This window comes from Empedobacter sp. UBA7252, assembly GCF_002472765.1.
Lineage (GTDB): Bacteria > Bacteroidota > Bacteroidia > Flavobacteriales > Weeksellaceae > Empedobacter > Empedobacter falsenii_B.
In genome coordinates, this window is record NZ_DKSQ01000003.1 from 1 (window position 1) to 19,787 (window position 19,787).

The 19,787-nt window shown below is 30.0% G+C and carries 30 protein-coding genes and 1 tRNA gene; 1 reads left to right on the plus strand and 30 read right to left on the minus strand.

Going from position 1 to position 19,787, the window contains the following annotated elements:
- The 29 genes from B2X73_RS01270 to B2X73_RS01410 all read right to left on the minus strand — a co-directional run.
- A partial coding sequence (locus B2X73_RS01270) for a hypothetical protein (protein WP_291095499.1) occupies positions 1-764 on the minus strand: 764 nt, incomplete at its 3' end.
- 6 nt (positions 765-770) lie between these two features.
- Positions 771-947 (minus strand): hypothetical protein, encoded by a 177-nt coding sequence (locus B2X73_RS01275; protein ID WP_291095501.1) that lies wholly within the window; start codon positions 945-947, stop codon positions 771-773.
- Positions 944-1,087, minus strand: coding sequence for a hypothetical protein (locus B2X73_RS01280; protein ID WP_291095503.1), 144 nt, complete (start codon positions 1,085-1,087; stop codon positions 944-946). The genes B2X73_RS01275 and B2X73_RS01280 overlap by 4 nt, the downstream gene beginning before the upstream one ends.
- 231 nt (positions 1,088-1,318) lie before the next feature.
- Positions 1,319-2,710, minus strand: coding sequence for a phage portal protein (locus B2X73_RS01285; protein WP_291095505.1), 1,392 nt, complete (start codon positions 2,708-2,710; stop codon positions 1,319-1,321).
- A gap of 7 nt (positions 2,711-2,717) precedes the next feature.
- On the minus strand, positions 2,718-4,001 hold the full coding sequence (locus tag B2X73_RS01290) for a terminase large subunit (RefSeq protein WP_291095507.1): 1,284 nt from the start codon (positions 3,999-4,001) through the stop codon (positions 2,718-2,720).
- A complete protein-coding gene (locus tag B2X73_RS01295; RefSeq protein WP_291095509.1) occupies positions 3,994-4,632 on the minus strand; it encodes a hypothetical protein in 639 nt (212 codons plus the stop codon). Before B2X73_RS01295 ends, B2X73_RS01290 begins: the two co-directional genes overlap by 8 nt.
- Before the next feature lie 3 nt (positions 4,633-4,635).
- Positions 4,636-5,151 (minus strand): hypothetical protein, encoded by a 516-nt coding sequence (locus B2X73_RS01300; protein ID WP_291095511.1) that lies wholly within the window; start codon positions 5,149-5,151, stop codon positions 4,636-4,638.
- 160 nt (positions 5,152-5,311) lie between these two features.
- Positions 5,312-5,385, minus strand: a tRNA-His gene (locus tag B2X73_RS01305).
- 35 nt (positions 5,386-5,420) lie between these two features.
- Complete coding sequence (locus B2X73_RS01310; RefSeq protein WP_291095513.1) at positions 5,421-5,798, minus strand: hypothetical protein; 378 nt, start codon at positions 5,796-5,798, stop codon at positions 5,421-5,423.
- Between the two features lie 406 nt (positions 5,799-6,204).
- Complete coding sequence (locus tag B2X73_RS01315; RefSeq protein WP_291095515.1) at positions 6,205-6,657, minus strand: hypothetical protein; 453 nt, start codon at positions 6,655-6,657, stop codon at positions 6,205-6,207.
- Entirely contained in the window at positions 6,654-7,073 is a 420-nt protein-coding gene (locus B2X73_RS01320) for a hypothetical protein (RefSeq protein ID WP_291095517.1), read from the minus strand. The genes B2X73_RS01315 and B2X73_RS01320 overlap by 4 nt, the downstream gene beginning before the upstream one ends.
- Positions 7,073-7,408: a hypothetical protein gene (locus B2X73_RS01325; protein WP_291095519.1), complete on the minus strand. Its 336-nt coding sequence runs from the start codon at positions 7,406-7,408 to the stop codon at positions 7,073-7,075. Before B2X73_RS01325 ends, B2X73_RS01320 begins: the two co-directional genes overlap by 1 nt.
- Complete coding sequence (locus tag B2X73_RS01330; protein ID WP_291095521.1) at positions 7,405-7,995, minus strand: HNH endonuclease; 591 nt, start codon at positions 7,993-7,995, stop codon at positions 7,405-7,407. The genes B2X73_RS01325 and B2X73_RS01330 overlap by 4 nt, the downstream gene beginning before the upstream one ends.
- A gap of 144 nt (positions 7,996-8,139) precedes the next feature.
- A complete protein-coding gene (locus B2X73_RS01335; protein ID WP_291095523.1) occupies positions 8,140-8,631 on the minus strand; it encodes a hypothetical protein in 492 nt (163 codons plus the stop codon).
- Between the two features lie 191 nt (positions 8,632-8,822).
- Entirely contained in the window at positions 8,823-9,101 is a 279-nt protein-coding gene (locus B2X73_RS01340) for a hypothetical protein (protein WP_291095525.1), read from the minus strand.
- Positions 9,091-9,444 (minus strand): hypothetical protein, encoded by a 354-nt coding sequence (locus B2X73_RS01345; protein ID WP_291095527.1) that lies wholly within the window; start codon positions 9,442-9,444, stop codon positions 9,091-9,093. The genes B2X73_RS01340 and B2X73_RS01345 overlap by 11 nt, the downstream gene beginning before the upstream one ends.
- 19 nt (positions 9,445-9,463) lie before the next feature.
- Complete coding sequence (locus tag B2X73_RS01350; protein WP_291095530.1) at positions 9,464-10,408, minus strand: hypothetical protein; 945 nt, start codon at positions 10,406-10,408, stop codon at positions 9,464-9,466.
- 127 nt (positions 10,409-10,535) lie between these two features.
- A complete protein-coding gene (locus B2X73_RS01355) occupies positions 10,536-11,381 on the minus strand; it encodes a DUF4373 domain-containing protein (protein ID WP_291095532.1) in 846 nt (281 codons plus the stop codon).
- A gap of 4 nt (positions 11,382-11,385) precedes the next feature.
- Entirely contained in the window at positions 11,386-11,601 is a 216-nt protein-coding gene (locus B2X73_RS01360) for a hypothetical protein (RefSeq protein ID WP_280036418.1), read from the minus strand.
- A gap of 128 nt (positions 11,602-11,729) precedes the next feature.
- On the minus strand, positions 11,730-11,933 hold the full coding sequence (locus tag B2X73_RS01365; RefSeq protein ID WP_291095535.1) for a hypothetical protein: 204 nt from the start codon (positions 11,931-11,933) through the stop codon (positions 11,730-11,732).
- A complete protein-coding gene (locus tag B2X73_RS01370) occupies positions 11,933-12,961 on the minus strand; it encodes a nucleoid-associated protein (RefSeq protein WP_291095537.1) in 1,029 nt (342 codons plus the stop codon). Before B2X73_RS01370 ends, B2X73_RS01365 begins: the two co-directional genes overlap by 1 nt.
- A gap of 7 nt (positions 12,962-12,968) precedes the next feature.
- Complete coding sequence (locus B2X73_RS01375; protein ID WP_291095539.1) at positions 12,969-13,361, minus strand: hypothetical protein; 393 nt, start codon at positions 13,359-13,361, stop codon at positions 12,969-12,971.
- A gap of 2 nt (positions 13,362-13,363) precedes the next feature.
- Positions 13,364-14,101: an MBL fold metallo-hydrolase gene (locus B2X73_RS01380; protein ID WP_291095541.1), complete on the minus strand. Its 738-nt coding sequence runs from the start codon at positions 14,099-14,101 to the stop codon at positions 13,364-13,366.
- Positions 14,102-15,133 (minus strand): recombinase RecT, encoded by a 1,032-nt coding sequence (locus B2X73_RS01385; protein ID WP_291095543.1) that lies wholly within the window; start codon positions 15,131-15,133, stop codon positions 14,102-14,104.
- A 241-nt stretch (positions 15,134-15,374) separates the two neighbouring features.
- The gene (locus tag B2X73_RS01390; protein ID WP_291095545.1) at positions 15,375-17,384 is read right to left on the minus strand and encodes an AAA family ATPase; all 2,010 of its coding nucleotides are present in this window, start codon (positions 17,382-17,384) and stop codon (positions 15,375-15,377) included.
- 19 nt (positions 17,385-17,403) lie between these two features.
- Positions 17,404-17,838, minus strand: coding sequence for a hypothetical protein (locus B2X73_RS01395; RefSeq protein WP_291095547.1), 435 nt, complete (start codon positions 17,836-17,838; stop codon positions 17,404-17,406).
- Positions 17,835-18,206: a hypothetical protein gene (locus B2X73_RS01400; RefSeq protein ID WP_291095549.1), complete on the minus strand. Its 372-nt coding sequence runs from the start codon at positions 18,204-18,206 to the stop codon at positions 17,835-17,837. The genes B2X73_RS01395 and B2X73_RS01400 overlap by 4 nt, the downstream gene beginning before the upstream one ends.
- 91 nt (positions 18,207-18,297) lie before the next feature.
- A complete protein-coding gene (locus B2X73_RS01405) occupies positions 18,298-18,630 on the minus strand; it encodes a hypothetical protein (protein WP_291095551.1) in 333 nt (110 codons plus the stop codon).
- Positions 18,631-18,647: 17 nt separating this feature from the next.
- A complete protein-coding gene (locus B2X73_RS01410) occupies positions 18,648-18,881 on the minus strand; it encodes a hypothetical protein (RefSeq protein ID WP_291095553.1) in 234 nt (77 codons plus the stop codon).
- A 105-nt stretch (positions 18,882-18,986) separates the two neighbouring features.
- Between B2X73_RS01410 and B2X73_RS01415 the strand changes: the two genes are divergently transcribed.
- Positions 18,987-19,220 carry a hypothetical protein gene (locus tag B2X73_RS01415; protein ID WP_291095555.1) on the plus strand — a complete coding sequence of 78 codons (234 nt, stop codon included), beginning with the start codon at positions 18,987-18,989 and terminating at the stop codon, positions 19,218-19,220.
- On the opposite strand, the gene B2X73_RS01420 is transcribed toward B2X73_RS01415, so the two are convergent.
- Positions 19,174-19,602 (minus strand): hypothetical protein, encoded by a 429-nt coding sequence (locus B2X73_RS01420; RefSeq protein WP_291095557.1) that lies wholly within the window; start codon positions 19,600-19,602, stop codon positions 19,174-19,176. The two genes, B2X73_RS01415 and B2X73_RS01420, sit on opposite strands and share 47 nt — an antisense overlap.
- Positions 19,603-19,787: the final 185 nt, after the last annotated feature.

Consider the following 19,787-nt stretch of genomic DNA (forward strand, 5'->3'; position numbering starts at 1 on the left):
CCACAAACACTACAATCAAATTTATTATTAGATCGTTTTATTTCAAAACCAACAACAAAGTCCATAGATTGCCAGCGTTGATTTTCAGATTCTTTGTAATAAGTATTAATTTCTGTACTAGCTAAACGTAAAGCGTTTTTGTGAGCTGAACGATAAACACCTTGCCCCGGGTTATAAGCTTGAGCATTTTTACTTAAATGTAATTGTCCTTTAACATCACGAACTCGTCTAAAAAGCTTTTCAGGTTCGTTTAAATATTGTTTAATATCTCGAGCTAAAACTTGTGCTGAATCTCCATTTTTTAAAGCTATTTCTAGCGAATCAATGATATTCGTTTCAAACTGCTTTGAATAATTCCAAACACGATCAGATAACTTGAATTGATTTAATCTTGATTTGCGAGCCTGCAAGTAATTATCAAGATTATTATTCCGGAAAATATCTTGAGTAGCTTTGTTTAGTTTGTTAATATCAAAATAAGTTTCAACGAATTTTGTTGCGGTTCCTTGCGATAGCATCCATTGTTCTTTTGTTGCAGAATTGATTTTATTTTCTAAATCGATTGCAAGTTGTTTCGTTAGCTTTTCAATTTCTTTTTTTAATTGTGGAGTTAAGGTATCTAAATCAATATTTTCGTTTAATTGATAAAAAGAAATTACTTTCGAAATGTATTTTTGAAATAACTTTTCGATTTGTTGCAAGTTTTTTCCAGCTGCTATTCTTGCAAGTTTTTCATCTTGGATTATGAATTCTTCGATTGACATAAATTATTAATCGATTTCTTTTATTAACCAATACTTTACTTCGTTTTTCATAAAAGTAACAGAAAGCTGTTTATTACTAAACACAATAAACTCTACTTCATGTCTAAACTCTATATTATTATTTTCATCAACAATAATTATAGGTTCTTTTTCAGATTTTACGAATACTTTAATATGTTTCATTTGACACTTATTTGATCAAGTGTTGGTACTTCTAATTTTAATTCGCGACATTTATCTCTAATTAACATCCATGCAATTGTTTTGTTATTTGTTAAAGCTTCAAATCCATGTAAAGAATCTTTGTATATCTTTTTTTTCATTTGATTGCTATTTGATTTTTAGATGAACTTAGATGTTGCTTAGACGAACTCAATTCTTGCTTATTGTTATCAATCCATCTGTTTAAGCTAAAAACAACGTCTAAATTCATCTTGCTTAATGTTTATTTTTAGATAAACTTATTTGATGGTTATTTGATAAATAAGCCTTTTACAACCTGCTTATTTGTACACTTTTTGCAGAAATAAGCAGATTTGTAAGGTTTATATTTCTTATTCGCTCGCTGGATTAAAATAATCCACATTATTAGCGTCCCTTTCCTCTTGCTTTATCTTCTCGTAATCCTCAGTATCTTGACCTTGCCAATTCTTAACAGATTTCTCGTGAGATTCTAAAGGCTTGTTTCCATTTTTAAGTAATGCGATTTCGACTTGTTCTTTTTCGTTTTCTACCATGAAAGGAACGATTTCAGGCTCGATAACAAGATTGTCAATTGCAGATTTCCAAGAAGGATTTAATGTCGCAAGGATTCGCTTGATTATATTGATTCGACGCTGCAAATACTCATCATAGATTTCTCGTTTCTCCATTACTTTCAAATGCGCATCAAGGAATAACATTTTTAAAGCAGTTCCAGAAAGAGCACCTAAAGATTTTACTTCATCAAAAGAGATATTTGGAGTTTGAGAGAATAATTGAATGTTCTTTACAAGATTGTCGATTTCAAGTTTTATAGAATCTGTAGCTTGATCCCAAGATAAATAATTCATATCTGAATCTTTGTCAAGTTCAACTCCTCCCCCTGGTCCTTTGTTTAGATAATTTTTAAGTTTACCAATTACTTTAAGAATTGGATAAGCATTTCGATCATTCACTTCTCCATGATCAGAAACCAATACTTCAATCCTTTCGATTAAATCTTGTACATCATACCAAGAAACATTTTCCTGTTCTCCAAAGACAGCAGGTATCTTTTCTAGTACTTGCTTTTTAGGATAACCTTCTACAATTCTCCATTCTTTAAAATTCTCGAATAAATAAGTAAAATTTTGCGTGTAAACTTCAAAATACTCAACCTCTTTTCCTTCAATCTTTTTAATGTAATTACGAGAGAAACAAATCATATCATCGAAATCATCTTTATACGGATATAGTTGACTACTATTTTTTAAAGACAATAACATTGCTTTGATTTTCATCTTAGTTTTAAAACCGTAAGAATCATGCTCTTCGCCTTCTTTCAAATACCAAAGCTCACCTCCTTCTGTAAAAGAACCAATTGATTCAGCAAGCTTTCGATTAAATGAAGGTTCTTTGATGTCGTGCAAAATTCTTTCAATCGCTTTTAAGACAGCTTTTTCGGTTTCATCATTTGGATTAGCTCTTAAAATTGGTTGATTACCGAAAATCATAGCTTTTTCTTTTCGAACAATCCATTTTTGATAAGCTAATGCAATAGAAATAACATCTTTGTTTTTATCTTTTTCATCCTTATTCTTAGGCCGTCTAAGAATAGGATTCATTATATCATGCTGCTTTGGATCTAATTCCTTTTTAGCTTTTTCAATGATTTTGGTTTTATCTTTATCTTGTTTTAAGGCATCGATAATCTTTTGTATTGGTGAGTCTTCGGGTATATTTAATAGTTTATATAGTTCGTTCATTTATTTTTTAAAAGTTCAATCTTGATAGTATATCTTCGGTATTTTCAATTGTATTACTTACCACGTTATGCGGTAATACTTCAATTCCAATATATCGTAATGCGTCCATTGAATGATTATAACCGCCGACAGGTCTATTTAGCTTCTTTCCTGTTTTGTCAACATCCCAACAATATTTTCTAAATTCTTCAATTATATTCGTCGAGCGTTCAGTAATTTTGAAATGATGATTTTGTAAAACTTCAATGCCAAACATTATCGAATCACGCCCTTTACTTGCTGGTTCAATATAAAAGCCATAAGAATTTATTTCGTCAATAGACTTAGGTTCTGCTGAATCTGCAACCATTTTATCCTGTTCAGTAAAACCTTCTTTTTGAAGTTTACGAGCAATATCTCTATTCGACATTCCTGTTTTATACTCAATTTCATCTATGTAATATTCATTATTGAATTGATATAATGCAGGAATAGCAGTTGGATCATTCGTATATCCAAAGTCAATTCCTAATCCAAGTAATTTTGCTCCGTTTGGAATTTCTTTCACCTTTGTCCAATCGCTAAAAATAACCCCTTCTAAAGCTCCAAGTAATCCAAGCCCGTAAACCTTCCACCAATTCGACCAATATTGATTCTTAATATTAGTTTCATTAAATAGTTTATCAATTGGTAATAATGGATTATAAAAACCTTTTGTACGTGCTTTCTCTAGTTCTTCAACGATAGTCTGCGGTAATGCTTCGTTATCTTTATAAGTAAGTGTCAACCATTCTACATCGTTATTATCTTTTTCAGATAATTCTTCGTGTGCCCAAAATTCATTAGATGGATTAAAGTCAATCCAAATTTCATGTGATGTACGAATAGCTAATTGATGATAAGTATCAAAACGAATATTGTTCGCTTCATTCATGTAAAGAATGTTACGACGTGGACCACGAACACGTTCCTCGTTATCTACTGAGAAGAACTCAATATAACTTCCGTTTGAGAAAGTATAGGTAAGTAAAGTTCTATTGTAATTCTTATCAATATAACGCCCTGTAGCTTTCATTATCTTCAAGAAGTCTTTCAAAGCTCCTTTTCGTAAATGCGGTACAGACTCAGAAACAACAGATATTTCCAACATTGGAGTTTTTGCTGCTTTATCGATTAGAATTGGTAAAATACCAAATGTTTTCCCAGCCGAACTTCCTCCTGGAATAACACGAATGCGCTTTTTAAGTTTTCGTAACTTCTTAATAGCTGTCGTGTATCGAAATCCGTTGAATTCAATTACAGGTCTAATCATCTCCGAATAATGGTTGTTCTATTTTTAAAGTTGTTTCAACTTCTTGTTTTTCTCGCCATTTTGCTGGCTGTCTATTTTTTAACCAAAATATTGCTGCGGTTGTGTCTGGTGGGTAATGTTTAATTGTTGGAACTATCAAAGGAACTCCTTGATCGTTGAATATTTTATCCTCTTCATGTTCATATCCTAAAGCACGATTATAAAGTTTATTTGCAACGTTTGCATCTGCATACTCTTTTCCCTTTTTTATGGACTGAAAAAATTCAGGAAATTCAACCTTCCAATTATTAATTGTTCTTTCATCAACATTAAAAAAGTCACCTATTTCTGAATCAGTAGCACCTAACAAACAAAGCTTATATACCTGTTCATTATATTCAATTTTATAATCAGTTGGTCTTCCTACTTTATTCTTCTCAACATCATCAGCCAAATCATTAATAGATTTATCTAAACCAAGAAATCCCTCAGCTTGACTAAGAGTAATTGATTTTACATTAGTTAAATCATTAGGAAGCTTAACCTTTTCTCTACCAAGAATAACCCAAAGTAAACCTTTGGAATCCTTCTTGATTTTTATATCAGATGATTTCCATTCTTTTACGATTTGTGATTTACTTTGTTTTGCCATTGGTTAAACTTTATCTATTACTTGGTTATTTGTGATTATTTGCATCACGTCATTATAGTTTCTGCGATACTCTGGAGTGAATTTAAAAAGATCGTCGTGCTTTTCGACAATCAGTTCAATCGTTTTAATTGCTTTGTTTATTTTTTTTGAAATAAGTTTCTTTTCGATTTTATATGAAAAGCAAATAGTAACATAGATTGCTCTAGCATAAAATAAATGAGTTCTCCTGTCATTTAAAGCATAATCTTGAAGGTTTAATCCTGTTACAATATTGATTGCTTTTTCAATTTCCTCAAAGATTAATTGTGTTGAAGTTTTTGGAGCCGAATCAGCATATTCAATTTTATATTTTTTTTGTTCAGCTCTAAATTTTAAAACAATAAGCTCTTCATCATTTATCCAATCATTTGGAAGAAATAGATACTGCTCATCTTCCAAAATCTCAATCCTTTTTGAAAGGTCCGGGATTAAAGATGTTTGAACATTCTTTGAGTTAAATCTATTTACTTTTTGATCCATGAATAAAAATAAAAAAGGCAGTAAATAGCGCTTTGCTACTTACTGCCTAATTATTAGCGCCTTTGATTATATAAAATTTAAAATTCATTTTTAAATAAAAGACTGACTACTAAACTTCATCAGTCTTTAAATACCCGAAACATTTCCTTAACAGAAATAGTGGAAAAGAAAGGGCTCGAACCTTTGACCTCTTGATTCATCATCTAAGCACTCTACCTACTGAGCTACTTTCCCAACCAACAAAACACAAAGAAATATATGTAAAAAATTCACCTTCCAAATATTAAAAGCATCGCGTCTCGTTGCTCTTGGTTTGTTCTTTTTTTTATTCCTGTAATGAGTGAAAAATCCTTGTTATCTCTTTTTTTAGTGGTTGGTTTTACTTTAAAATGAGTTAAGTTTAGATATTCACACATTTCAACAATTTTATGAGCTACTTCATGATTTCGTCCTGTTCGGTTTCCGATATTTGCATTAATTGATGCAGAACCTTTTTTGATTTTATGCCAATTGGATTTATTTAAAAAACCACATTCGACAAAAACTTTAATTTTCTCAGTTCCAAAATCATTTTTTAATGATTGTAACTTATCATAAAGTTCAAAGAACGTTAGGTTTGCTAACTCATAATTTTTGTTGTGAATCAAAGCAAAACCATTTTTCTCAACGTCTGGATCTATTCCGACTAAAATCATATAAAAAACCTCCTATTTTCATAAGAGGTTTAAAAATCAAGTTTAATTGATGTTAGCCACAAAACCCCTTTCGTTGAATATTGATTCAAATATGAGGTAAGTCTCTGAATTAAAAAAGAATAATCGTATAAAAAACATGTTTTTTTGGTGAAATTTCTGTTTTTGTTTACGGGTGTGTTGTATAGTTTACAAAGGTGTAAATTTTATGATGTTTTTGCGCTGAATTTATCTTTTATTTCTTTTTGCAATTTGTTGAATTCTACCTTTCTTTTTTGGGATAAATTATTGTGATTCCCATTTGAGAAGGTTTTTAATTTATCCGATTCATTGCAGAAAACTGCCTTTACGTTAAACATTTTCATAATCCTATTTGTTTAATTGCTGTTTGTGTTAATGTTAAATTCATCAAAATTAAATCTTCTATACATCTTGCCTCAATATACCATGTCATTATATTGTCTCCGTTAATGTTTTTAATTAAATTTTTATATACACTAAACCCCTCAAACAAAACACGCTCTTTAGCTTGTTGGTATTTTTCAAGTACTTTGTAGTATTCATCTTCCCCTTCCTCGTACATCCATCCACTTTGTTCCTCTTGATGATTAGAAAAGTAATAACCGTATTTTTCCATAGTCGGCTCTTCCAAAACATTACCCTCTTCATCACAAGGAACAAACATTCCAAGTTTTGAAGGTTGTTTTAAGAATTGGGCGTAGTTAACAACTCTATGGATTAACTTACTTTGATTTTTTTCGTAAAGCAATTCTGTTTGCTCCAAAACAAAATCTGTCATGCTGATTAGTTTCATACTACCTCTTTTAATTGATTATTAATTCGCTCCGTATTTTCGATTAAAAAATTAACACAGTGTTTAGTTTTATTAATTTTATCGTGTTTCATCAATTCTATAAACCCCATTAAATCAATGTACTCATCAACATTTATCGTCGATAAAAGATTAATTAATCTTCGTGTTGATTCTTCTGCATAAATGAATCTGTTTTGATTCGCTTCATAATGCTGATTATACACTTTCTCTTGCAATTCTTCAATCATTGAAATGTTTTGCTTTCCAATGTTTTTAAAGCGTTGATTCCACACTTCTTTCTTATCTGCAATCTCATCGAACTTCTCAAGTATTACTTGATTTAAGATTGCGATTGTTGTTAATTTTGCATTTAAAACCTCTTGTTTTTGAAATGGCTTTACGACTAATTTACTCATTATATTTTTCGATTTTTAAATTTTTGCTCAAATTCATCTTTTCCAATTTTACCGATTGCAGAAGCTAAATTATCATAACCTAATGATACAGCGAAATCAGTTTTCTGCTCGTAAATATCTCTGTACTCAATCTCATTAGCTGTTTCAGCACCTAAAAGAAGTTGAGCCATATTTTGGGATTTTGCAGTTTTAGCTACGTTTAAAAGCAATTTTGTATTATTCGTAATTGCATTAGCTACGTTTACAATGCTGTCAGCTTTTTTAGCGTCAATTTTACCTGACTCAAGACCTTCTAAAGTCTCGTATAATTTTTGATTTAATTCTAAAATATTCATGATTTTTCTTTTATTTTTTTGTTGATTTTATTGATTAATCTAATTGTTTCTTTGAGTTCATTAGGAGTTCGATTTTTGGAATTTTCAGAAGCTAATTCTGCATCAGATTTTAAGACTAAATTTTCTTTAACAATATTCAACGGATTACCATCTTTAAAACAAACATTCATTCCTTTTGGAACTTCACCTATCTGGTTTTTATAGAAATAAGGCGCATAAGGAGTAAATCTATCTTTAAGCCGAATAACAACAACACTTCTTCCTGTAGAAAGCTTCCAAACTTTTAGAGTTCCAGTTTTTGTTACTCCTCTTGTTTTCCATGATTTTTCCGAAGTATTATATTTCCCGTTCCTTGAATTAGATTTAACTATTTCTAACTTTTGTTTTTCAGTTCTCTTTAAACCTAAGTACCTACGCTTCTTTTCTATGTGTTTTTTAGTCCAGCCTTTATTTTTTGTCCATTTCGAATTAAAGATTTCAGCAAGTTCAACATCACCAATTTTCTTGTAATTTTCTTTTAAAAAATTCACTTGTTCATCTGTCCAGTATTCAAGCTCCATTTTCTTTAATCCAAGTTTATAAATCAATGTTCTTGTTGTAGTTAATTTTAATCCAAAATGATTTGCAAATTGTTGATTTGTGTAGATTTTAAAATTATTTCGAACAAAGATTTTTTCTTCTTCTGTAAAAGAAATTTTATTATATTTCCCTATTATTGGCATAGTAATAAATTACATTCCTTGTTCAATTCTTCTCGCTTCATTCGCTCTTATTCTTCTTTGTTTTAATTTTGAATAATTACGAACTTCAGCAATAATTTCAACACAAGATTTACCTTGCTGTTTCACTATGAAAATCGGTTTGTGTTTCGAACCAATATTCACGACATAACCGAGTTTTATAACGATATTCAAGTAAAACTTACAAAACATGAATTTTTCTTCAACTTTGTAAATTCTAGTTTCTGGATTAAGTTTTATGTAATCAAAAATCAACTCCAATTTTTCAGGAAGATCTTTGTTTTTTAGTTCTTTATGCTGAGTGTTTGATTCAGCTTTTATCTGCTCGTTTTCTTCCTCAAAAAACGTCTTGTAAAATTCGTTTCGTTTTCTTGCAAATTCCTTTACTCCTAAGGAATTAATACAATCAGTTCGACTATTAAATCCTAATCTTTTCGACATTTCTATTTGAGCACGCTCTTTAAATTCTCCTGGATAATTCATTTTTTAAAAGTTTAGTTTTAATTGCAAATCTTCACTAACTAATTGATTAGTTTTTACTCTGATTAAATCAAGAAAAACATTATCAGTACACCAATGACCACATTCAAAAACGAATACTGAAAATCTCTTTTCTTTGAGTTTAAATTTTTGTTTTGAATTCGTGTATTGATAATATTCTCCTATGTAAAAATTCATCTTATCTGCTTTTTTAAATTCAACAAAATACAATACCACTTAACCCAATCTTCTTTGAGTTCTCCTGTAGTAATGCTTCGAATATTATTTGGTTTTGTTAGGTACGACTTGAATGATTTGAAGTAGTGTTCTGGATCTTTTACAAATATCCCAGATTCAAGTCTAAATCCTTGTTTTGGTCTTTTGTTGTAGAGAGTTTTAATTAGAGAAATTACTAATTCAATCAATTCCTCATTTGTTTTATCGGTGAGATTATCGATTTGATTAAGTTCCATTTTGTAATTGCTTTAATTTTTGAATCTCTAATTTCAACTCAGCATTTTCTGCTCTCAGTTTAAAAACTTCATCTGTTCTTCTATTTTTTAACTCGTATAAATTCTTAATCATGTAAATTACTTTGATAGAATGACTGTATAAACTCTCATTTTCCTTGTATTTATCATTTTTAAGCAATTTTTCAAGCTTGTCTACATCGTTGACACATTTAATAGTCCAAGAGTTGTTTAAATCGCTTAATTTAAGCCCTAAGTTATTTACGACTGAAATCATATACTCTCGATTCGTTTCATCGTCCATGGTTTCAATAGAATAATCCCATTGTTTTAGAAAAAATTCCATTGCTTCTTGAATTGTTTTTCTAGAATGGGAAATCATCATCTTCTTCTGCGGTTGTGTAGAATGCGTCATTTGGATTTGCTGTTATTGTTATATTTGTTTGATAGTTTTGTTCATAAATCTCTTTAGATTCTAATTTTGAACCTTTTGAAAATTGACTTTGACCATTTTCTTTTCGTTCATAATAGCGTCTTGACTTCCAATCGTAAAAAATTGGATACACGCCTATTTTCGCTATTCCTTCTGGTTTAGCTTTTAAAACATGGATGTTGGATTGATTTGATGTTACTCTTTCTTCTCCAGGTTCTAAATCTTGATCTTCGTTAGGAGTTGGTCTTTCGACTAATAATTGAAGCTTAGCTTTTCTTTGATTATTTTTACCTCCATAAAATTCGTCACCTCCTGCTCTATACTTTCTCCTGTTACCGTTTTTATCGATGAATTTAGCTGTCTCAGCAACATGATTTACAACTATGTCAATTCGATTACTTGTTTCACATTGATAATCGATGTATGATAAGATTTTCTTTACTTCTTCTGCTTTAGGTTCAAAACCATCAATATCGTAAATCGGATCAATAACAACGCAATCAAATTTTATTCGAAACCTCTCTTCTGCTTCTCCAACAAGTTTGTAAAAGTTTTCTATTTTTTGATACCCTTTGACTGTTGGGTTTTGTTCAAAAACATAAAGGTGATTGTTTATAAATTCTTCTGCAATTGACTTCTCAGCATCATTCATTGCAAATTCATTCTTTTTCAAATCTGATCGAACTCTCGAGTATTGTTTTCCTATGTACATTCCGTAAAAAATTGAAAAGACTTTTGCAATATTCCCAGATTCAGAAGAAAATAGAGCTACTTTGAAATCATGTTTTTCCATGAGTTGAAGTATAATTTCATTTGTAAATTGTGACTTACCATGATGTGGCTCGCCGCCGATCAATACCCATGTCCCTCTTGACATTTGCAGTAATTTTCCATTATCAAAGTCATTGAAGGATTCAAAGCCAAGTTGTATCGGTTCAATTTCTCCCTCATTTCGTATTTTTTGGAGTTCGTATTGGAGTTCTCGACCGTGCTTAAACATAATTTTAGTTTAGAAAATAATAATCGTCTTTGGGTTGTGATTTCTTAGGTTGTGATTTTTTAAGATAAATCTCTTTTAATTTTGAATCGTCAAGTTTTCGACACCAAGATGTAAAGTGAGATAAAAATTCATTTTTTTTAGTGTGAATTTTATTCTCTAAAATCAAGTGGTTTAAAAATTCTTTCAAAAGTCTTTTAAGATTAATATCGTTTTTGGATTTAGGAATTTTCATGTTGATAAGAAAAGTGTCTATCCAATTTCTTGACTCAAGAGTTTCTTGACAAAATTTGATATGAATATCTTCATTTTGTGGTGGAAGAATTTTTTCACTTTTTTCTAATACTACTTCAGTAGTATTATTTACTTTACTTTCCTTTACTTTCCTTTGTGTACTTTTGTTAACACTTTGACCACTTGAAGTGGTATTAATGTCTACATTAATGTTAGTTGAAGTGTCATTTATGTATACATTAATTAAAGCGTATTCATTGATACTGTTATCTTTACGTCTTTTAGTTGAGTCAATAAACTGTTTTTGGATGTTTTTACTTGTTATTACACCATATTGCAAGAAAATTTCTTCATTAAATATACCCCACTTTAAAAGTCGATTTAATATTTGTTGCAATAATGTAACATTAATTCCTGGCAATCTTTTTAGTAATTTCATCTTTTGAAGATCATTCCATTCTAAGTAATATCCGTTCTTATATATCTCGCAAAAAAGTTTTATTACGGTTATTTCTCCTTTTATTCCAAATTCGCCAGATAAAGCTTCTATCTTTTCATTTTCAAAAAAAGAAACATCTAACGGGAAATATTCCAATCCTATTTTCCTTAGCCTTGCCATAACACTAATTTTGTTTAATCAGCTCCTTTAATTTCTCGCAAGCCCTGTTTTTGATTATGATGCGTTCGTTTACGTTGCAACCTGTAAAGATTTCACCAAAACAATGATCGCCTGTTTTAGTTTGGACGATGATGTTAAACTGCATAGGACTTTCGTAATGTTCAACTCTAAATCCTTTGGCTTGTATAGTTTGTTTTAATTGTTCGATATCTGCTACCATAATAGTATGTATTTGATTAGTTTAAAATAAAGTGCGACGATAAGCACCGCGATAATTGATGAAGAAAAAAGAAGCCAAAACAGCTTCTTATCTTCTTTTTCGTATTTAGTCATGATGGTATTAAAAAATTAGCATTCTTGAATTTCTGATTTTATTTTATTACAATTTGGACATACATAACAATACACTCTAGTTTCTTTATTGATATTTATATCTTCTGTTTTTCCGCTATCAAAAGGCTCATCATCATTTTGTAAACAGACATAACCTAAACATAAAGCTAACTCTACTTTACATTCGTCACATTTTATTGTTTTTACATCTTCTTCCATTAAGCTTCCGAATTAAAATAAACCTTGTAATAAAACATCTTCTTTTCATCATCAAAACCTCTTTCAAGATTATCAGCAACGCATTCAGAATTCAATAAATCAAGATTAATCTTAGCCCCTGTGTCAAGTTTTATTTCAGATTTGATTTTCTTTGATTGAGTTATTAATACTCCAGAATCAACTTCGAATTCCTTATCAAGTTTAATTTCTGTTTGATTTAAGTATTGATTGAATTCTTCTTTATATTCTCCTAAGGTTTCATCAATAATCTCAATGTTTACGAATTCATTATTTGCTAATTGATCAATAGCATTTGAAAGAAATTCAGCTTGAACTTTTTTATCAGAATGTTGTAGAATTACATCCGTAGCAAAATCGTTAATTGTTTCAAGAAAATTCTTTGTTTGTAAAGCTGGATTGGTAACGGGCTTTACTTCTAAGAAATTCTTTGTCCAGAATTCAGATTCAACGTTGTTGTCGTCAATTGTGTAAACTCTAAATCCTTCATCACGATATGTATCAAGAATTAAAACTCCTTTATCTAACTTATCAAGTTTATAGCCTTTTAAGACATTATAATCAATCGTTTCTCTTTCATCAAATCTTAAAAATTTAGACTTGTTTTCAAGTTTGTAAATTCCAATAGCTTTACAAGGAATTCCATCAAATTGAGCATTATTCAATTGTACAGTAAAAACTTCACCACTTTTAATTTGTTGATGCAATGATTGATCGTAAAGCGTTTTTAGAACTTCATTTGAAAAGTCAACAAAATCAATTTCTTCATCGAATGCAGATTTACATAAGTTGTAAACTTTATTGAATTCTAATTTCTCAGTATAATGACTGAATCGCTTTAATTCAAGATTTTTCTTGAATGGATTAACAAGAAAAGGGATTAATTGTTCTTCTTTTGATTCGTCAAATTCAGTAGTTTTTGAAGCAAAAATATTCGCTTCTTCTCTTACTTTGTGTCCTACTTTTTGTAGGACTAAATGTTCTATATATGCGTTTTTTAATTCTTTCATGATTTTATCATCTAAAATTTAGGTTTTGCATTTCTGCTTTGTTTTTACTTACAATAGTTCTACACCAATCAATTTGATGTGTAACTGTTCGATTTAATCTTTCAGACCAATTGATTAGGTAATTTTCGTTCTTACAAAGACTATCAACATACTTATTTGCTACTGATGCAGATAATTGCGAAATCTTTCGAATCTCATCCATAAAAGCAGAATTAAGTTTACTGTCTTTGTGATATTTTGAATCAGCTAAAAGTTTTGTAGTCCGCGCGAGATAAGCAATCAAATCATTTCCTCTCTGAACTATTTCGTTTACATCTTCACTTGGAGTTATTTCTGTGAATTCTTGAATTGATTGTAATTCTAACTGAATTTCATCGAGTGAAGTGATTAAATTTTGCATCTCTAAAAAGGATTTTTGTTAAACTCTAAAATTTGATTGTTGTTTGCAACGTGGACTATTTTACCTGTTGCTTCTTCGATTACTTTTTTGAATTTTCGCTCATCTGAATTACTGTCTGATAAGTGAATAAGTATTATTTTCTGTACTTGTGAAAGATCATTTGCAAGCAATGTTTCTTTACAAGTATTAAGGCTCATGTGGGATTTTAAGATTCGATTCTTTAAAAATTCACCTTGCCATGTACTACCTAACTTTTCTTTGATTATTTCTTCACAATAATTCGCTTCAATGATGATATTATTGAGATTTGGAAAAGTATAATCAATGTATGTAGTGTCGGTTACAAAAAGCACTCTGCCTGTTTCTTCGTGATCAATTAAGAACCCTAAAGGCTCATTGACATCGTGATGAACATCGAAAGGTAATATCTTAAAATTTCCGATTTGAAAAGCTTGTTTAGATTTGATGATTTTGGCATTGTGATGTTTGATGTTTAAGCTTTGAAAAGTTCCTTGACTACTATAGCATTCAATTCCATTATCTAAAGCTTGTTTCATTCCTTTAGCGTGGTCTAAATGACAATGTGAAATTATAGCTCCTGAAATTTTACTTAAATCAAAGTTCAAAGCTTCTTTAATCTTGGAAAAATTAAGCCCCAATTCTATGATTAGGGCTTCTTTTTCATTTTCTAGGATGTAGCAATTACCTACTGATCCTGTGCTAAGTATTTTGAGTTGCATTTACGCAAAAGGTGGTTCGGTTGGAAATTGCATTTCGGTTGTATTACTTTCAAAAGCTTGTTCAACAGGGATAGGCTCAACTGAATTTGCATTAATTTCTATTTTCTGAGAAGAAGCTTCTTGAATCAATTTCGCTTCTTCAAAATCTAAATGTTGAGAATTAGCTTTTTGTTCAATTTCATACTTGATATCACCTTCAACATCATTTGATTTTTCAGCTTGAATAACTTGCATCAAATTTTCATCAATCTTAGCAGAGTCAATTGGAATTGAATCATAAGCCGCGCGTTTAAGTGTTTTGAGAACCATTTCATCTCTCCAGCCTTCAACTTCTTCTTTTTCACCAGTTTTTTGACCATCTTTCCAAATATCTTTTTCACCTCCCCAAAATTCTGCAGCTGCATATTTTGGAATACGTTTTTCGATATCGTACATGTTGAATACACGAATACGATTTTTTGTTTCATCTTCATAGATTAGATAATAAAAACCTCCTTTGATTTCTCCACGGTCAAAATCATCTACAACTTCAAAGTCATAAGATTCGACTTTATTTTCACGATTTCTTTTGTACTGCTTGAAAATATCATTTGTGTAGACGACTTCTGTAATTACTTCTTTAGGAATATCAAAGCCATATTTTTTTGCTTTTAGTTCTAATCCTACATAACCAATTGTGAAACTAATGTCATATTTACCAAGTTTATTGTTTTTGTACAAAATAATTGATAAATGGTTTTTTTGACAAGGATCTAAACCTATTGCTGAATAAGCCATGACATTAAAATAAAATTTAGCATCTAAATTCATATTTTGCCATGAGTACTGTAAAGGTTCATATTGCTTTCTTTTATTTTCAGAATCCTTAATGGCTTGATCAATAGCAATAAAATAGTTTTGAGCTAATTTCTTTTGGAACGATGACATTTCAATCGCTCCATTATTACTTGAATATTGTTTTTCAACCGCTAAAGCGAATTTTTCTGCTGGTGTTGGTTGATTGACTTGCGCTACTTGCGTATTTTCTGACATTTTATTTTGTTTTTGGGGTTAGTAATTTTTAACGAATTTTAATAAATCTGAAAGAGTTAAAGTCGTATCATTTGTAATAAAATCATTATTATAAAGTTGACCGTAGAAATAAGCATTCTTTTTTATTGATTTAGTATAGATACTAATATTAAATACTTCCATATTAATATCACAATGAATTTGCTTTTGCAGACATAAATCAACAATTTGATTTATTATTCTCTTAATAGAATGCTTCATCTTAATTAAATTTTAAAGTTTCTTGATTAGGATCTACAATCAAACTGATGATTTGACTTTCGGTAGGAATTAATTCGGTCACAGATTCTCGATTGTCCAAAAATACAGGTGCATTAATTTCATTTACTTTACAAAGAGTGTTGATAATATCTAAACCTGCATTAATTCTTCCAGCTGTATTTACTGAACCAAAAGGAACTCCGTTAACCAAAGTAATACAAGTAGGATTCAAACCTCCATTTACTTGCTCTTCGAATAATTTGAAAGTGACGTATTCGAACTTTTCATTTACTGACTTTTCAAGGCTTTCAGTTTTGACTTTCTTGAATCTCTCAATAACAAATTGTTCTTTTTCAAGGTTTGCAATAATCTGAGAAAGTTCTTTTTCTCGATTAGCTAATTCTTTGATACGATTATCAATAGATTCATTTACAGAACTCTTTCCTTTAAGTTCGATTAACTGCTTAATTTCCGATTGTAAGGTTTGTTTTTGCTCTTTCAATTCGGAATTATCAGCTTGTTTTACTTCCTTAATTTTAGATTGAAGAGTTGCAATTTCAATACTTAATTTTGACAATTGCGCATCATCGTTGATTAAAGTTTGATAAACTTCTTCTTCGTTTTTAGGAGATTGAAGGTTTGACGTCTCTGTTTGGATTTGATTTTCGATTGAAATGACTTCATCCGTCAATTGATCAATAAATACTTTTTGTTCATCAAGTTTTGATTGATATGCATTAAGAGTGTTATTGGCTACTTCAATCTGTTTTTTAACTTGATTTCCATCATTAATTATTGAATTCAATAAAGATGTTTTGTCGGTATTAAATTTTGATATTAACTCTTGTTTCTTTGAATTAATGTCTTTTTCTTCGAATGGACGCGAGCAACAAGGGCAATTAAAATCTGTATCATCGAAAATTAATTGTTTTGCGTTTTCAGTATTGTAAGAATCAACTAAGCTTTGTTTTTTACCTTGTAAAATTTCAATCTGCTTTTGATAATCAACAATTGATGATTTTAATTTAATTCTATTATCAGCGTAATCATCACGTTCACTCTCCTTTAATCGTAACTTCGATTTCAAAGCATCAATACTCGATGTATCAACAAAACATTCTTGTTTAGCTTTTGCTCTTAACCCAATCTCAATCTCTGATTTTTGAGAGTTTAAAGATTGAATTTCTTGTTGAACCTTCGTGTTTGCATCAACAATATTTTGAACCGATTTAGAAGCATTTTCCAGCTCTGAATCTATATCAGAAATCTTAGTTTCTTTCTCCTGGATATCCGAATCAATTTTACCAAAATCAATATCTTCAATTTTAGAGTTTTTAAGCTCATCAATACGAGCAGGAGTATCTTCTTTCTCTTGTTTAGATTTCTTGATAGAAGCTTTTAACTGAGTATCATATTCGTCTAAAGTCTTGTTAGTTAACTTTAATGATAACTCTTTAAAATCTACATCAGAATTAAATAACTCCTCATCAGAAATTTCTCCAGCAATCGAAACTAATACTTCACGTTTCTTCTTCCAATCTAACGATTCAAAAGCGCTTGGATTAGTTATTAATTTGAATAAACTTTCCTCTGAAATCTCAGCAACTTTTGCATTAAATTCTTTTAAGGAAACAGGCACTTGATTAAAGATTAATTCAGTTTCATGACCTTTGAAAGTCTTTTCCTCTGCTCCTTTAACTTTTTGCCACTTCTCTTTATAGATTCGAGATAAAGTAACTTCCTCATCGTTGATTAATAAAGTGGCGTGAACCTCTACATCAATTTGTTTTTGAACTTGATTATTTTCATCAAGTGGTTTAATCTCGTAATCCTTACGATCGTTAGCATCTTTTCCAAAAAGCAACCATAAGAAAGCATCAAATAAAGTTGATTTTCCAGCTCCATTTTTACCATGGATGAAGTTCTCTTTTTCGTTAAAATCGTCAAATTTGGCATGACGAAAGCTTTTGAAGTTCTTCAACTCCAGCGATTTTAATACAATATTTTTCATGTAAATGTTTGGGTATTTGTTAGATATGTGAAAGTTTTAATTCGCGTTTTAAAGAATTTCTGACAGCATCTTTAACGCTTAATCTGCGAACAGGTTTGTTTTGAAGTTTTGCTTTTTCTAAGACTTTTTGAGCGATATTCTTCTGCTCTTTACTTTCTGAATAAGTTAAGAAAGTGTTTTCATTGTACTTTTCTTTTTCTTCCTGCTTTTTAAGGTTTGGTTTTGTGTTTGGTCGACCTGGAGATGATTTTATTTTAGGTTTTATAAGTGGTTGAATAGGAATTTTAAAATCAGCAACAATTGCAAAATAATAATCTTTGAAAGGTGTTTTATTTTTCAATCGAATCATTAAAGATTTATATGTAATTCCAAATCTTCTCTTTAATTCAGCTTTATTTTCTGTTTCAAAAACAAGCTTATTATTTCGGTCGTAAACGTAAATCATTTCATTCATAGTGAATAAGTTTTGATAGTTTGCATTTCAGTATATTTCCGTGGCATTACAGCTCTTGCAATTTGAAGTATTTTAGCTGTTGTGAAATCGTTGAATTGATATTCAATGTTATAATCATACAATTCGATACTATGAAGCGATTCTAATTCAGTATAACGATAGTTAGGAAAACGTTCGTCAATTGCATTCTCGTTGTAATTGAAATTCAATCCTAAAGTAAGATTATGACCTTTGTAATTTGGATCAGTACACTTCAATTCAAAAGCTAATTTCATTTCACCATCAACATTTCTAAAACAATCTGGCTTCATTTGCATGAAATCAAATTCAATTTCCGCAAGTTGTGGTATATAGATTTCTTTTTTCATTAAAACACAATTTTAATTACGAAAAAACCAACGATAATAAGTGCTGCAAGACAAATCATTGTATTTAAATCTTGCACAAATTTTTGCTCGTTCATAACGTCTTATTAATTACGATTAAACCATTCTTATTTTCATACAAATCAATAGCTTCATCTAAAAAGCCATCGTTATACATATCAATCAGATATTGCTCTTTTAAAAGAGAATCTGCACATTGGTGGTATCTTTTCAAATGATCGCTCAATGATAACTTTTGACCTTCTTGAAGTCTAAAGTCAAACACTATAACTTTGTTATTTGCGTTGACTTTTACCATTCCTACCAGAATTTTAGTTTCTTCTGGTTCAGTTGTTTTTTCAACTACTTTTTTTCGTTGGAAAAAACTTTGTAGTTTTGCTACATAGTTTGAAAACCATATTTTCATATTATTTTAAATTTTTTTTAAGCTTCAGGTGCAACTGGAGCTTTTTTTGTTTTTCTTATTTTTGGATAACCACGTTCAGAAAGCATCTGATGCACATCAGCTGTTTTGTAAGTACATCGATTACCTCTTTTGATTATTTTTACTTTACTTTCAGAAACATATTTATTGAATGTTTCAAAAGCAATTCCGTACACTTCTATAATTTCCATTATAGGAGCATATGGCTTTGATATAAGTTGCTGTACACTCATTTGGATTAGTTTTTTGGATTAGTTCCTGTCAACGGCTCGAACGTTGAAGCTTGCCAATCAGGAATTTGTATATATTTGTAGTTCCAACAATAAAATATATACGTTATGAAATTTGAAAAAGAGTTATTAAAATTTATTTATAAGAAGCAACAAGATTCGCCTTCTCTTATAACTACTTTAGAAGAGTTGTCTAAGGAATTAAATACTTCTAAATCTGATATTGATAAAACATTAAGATCATTTACTCAAAGAAAGTATTGTATCTCAAGATTCGAAGAAGGTGAAGGAACAGTTATAATCCTTCCTGTTTTACCTGCTGGTTTAAAGTTAATTCAATAGAAGATAATTTTTCTCTAATTTCAGAAACCTCTGATTGAAGGAAATCTATTCTATTTGCTTCGGAGGTTTCAAATTTTTCTTGAAATAATAACCAGAAAACTCTGATAAATAAACAATCATCTAATCCACATAGCTTAACATGAGCAACAGATTCTTTGTAGTACAATTCATCATTCAAGTAGATTAAAGTATCCATAGTTTCATTTACTTGAACTTCTACTTCGAATGTTTCTCCAAAATCTATTTCTAGATAATTGTATAGTTTTCTCAATGGAGAATTTATATCATGATTATAAGAAGTTGTTTCTGCGTAAACCAAAACACCATCTTTTATAGCTTTCACAACATTGTTTTCAGTTGTAATTTTTACTTTTAATGCCATATAATGTTATTGAGTGAATTACTTATTATTTCACTAAAAGTGAATTGTGAAAGCAAATTTGAATGTGTGATATATAAAATTTATTAAAACTGATATGGTAATTAATGCCCATAGGGTTATTATAAAGCCAAGCGTTGCTTTCTCTATAAAAGAAATAAAGCGCTCATAATTTGATTCACGTTTCA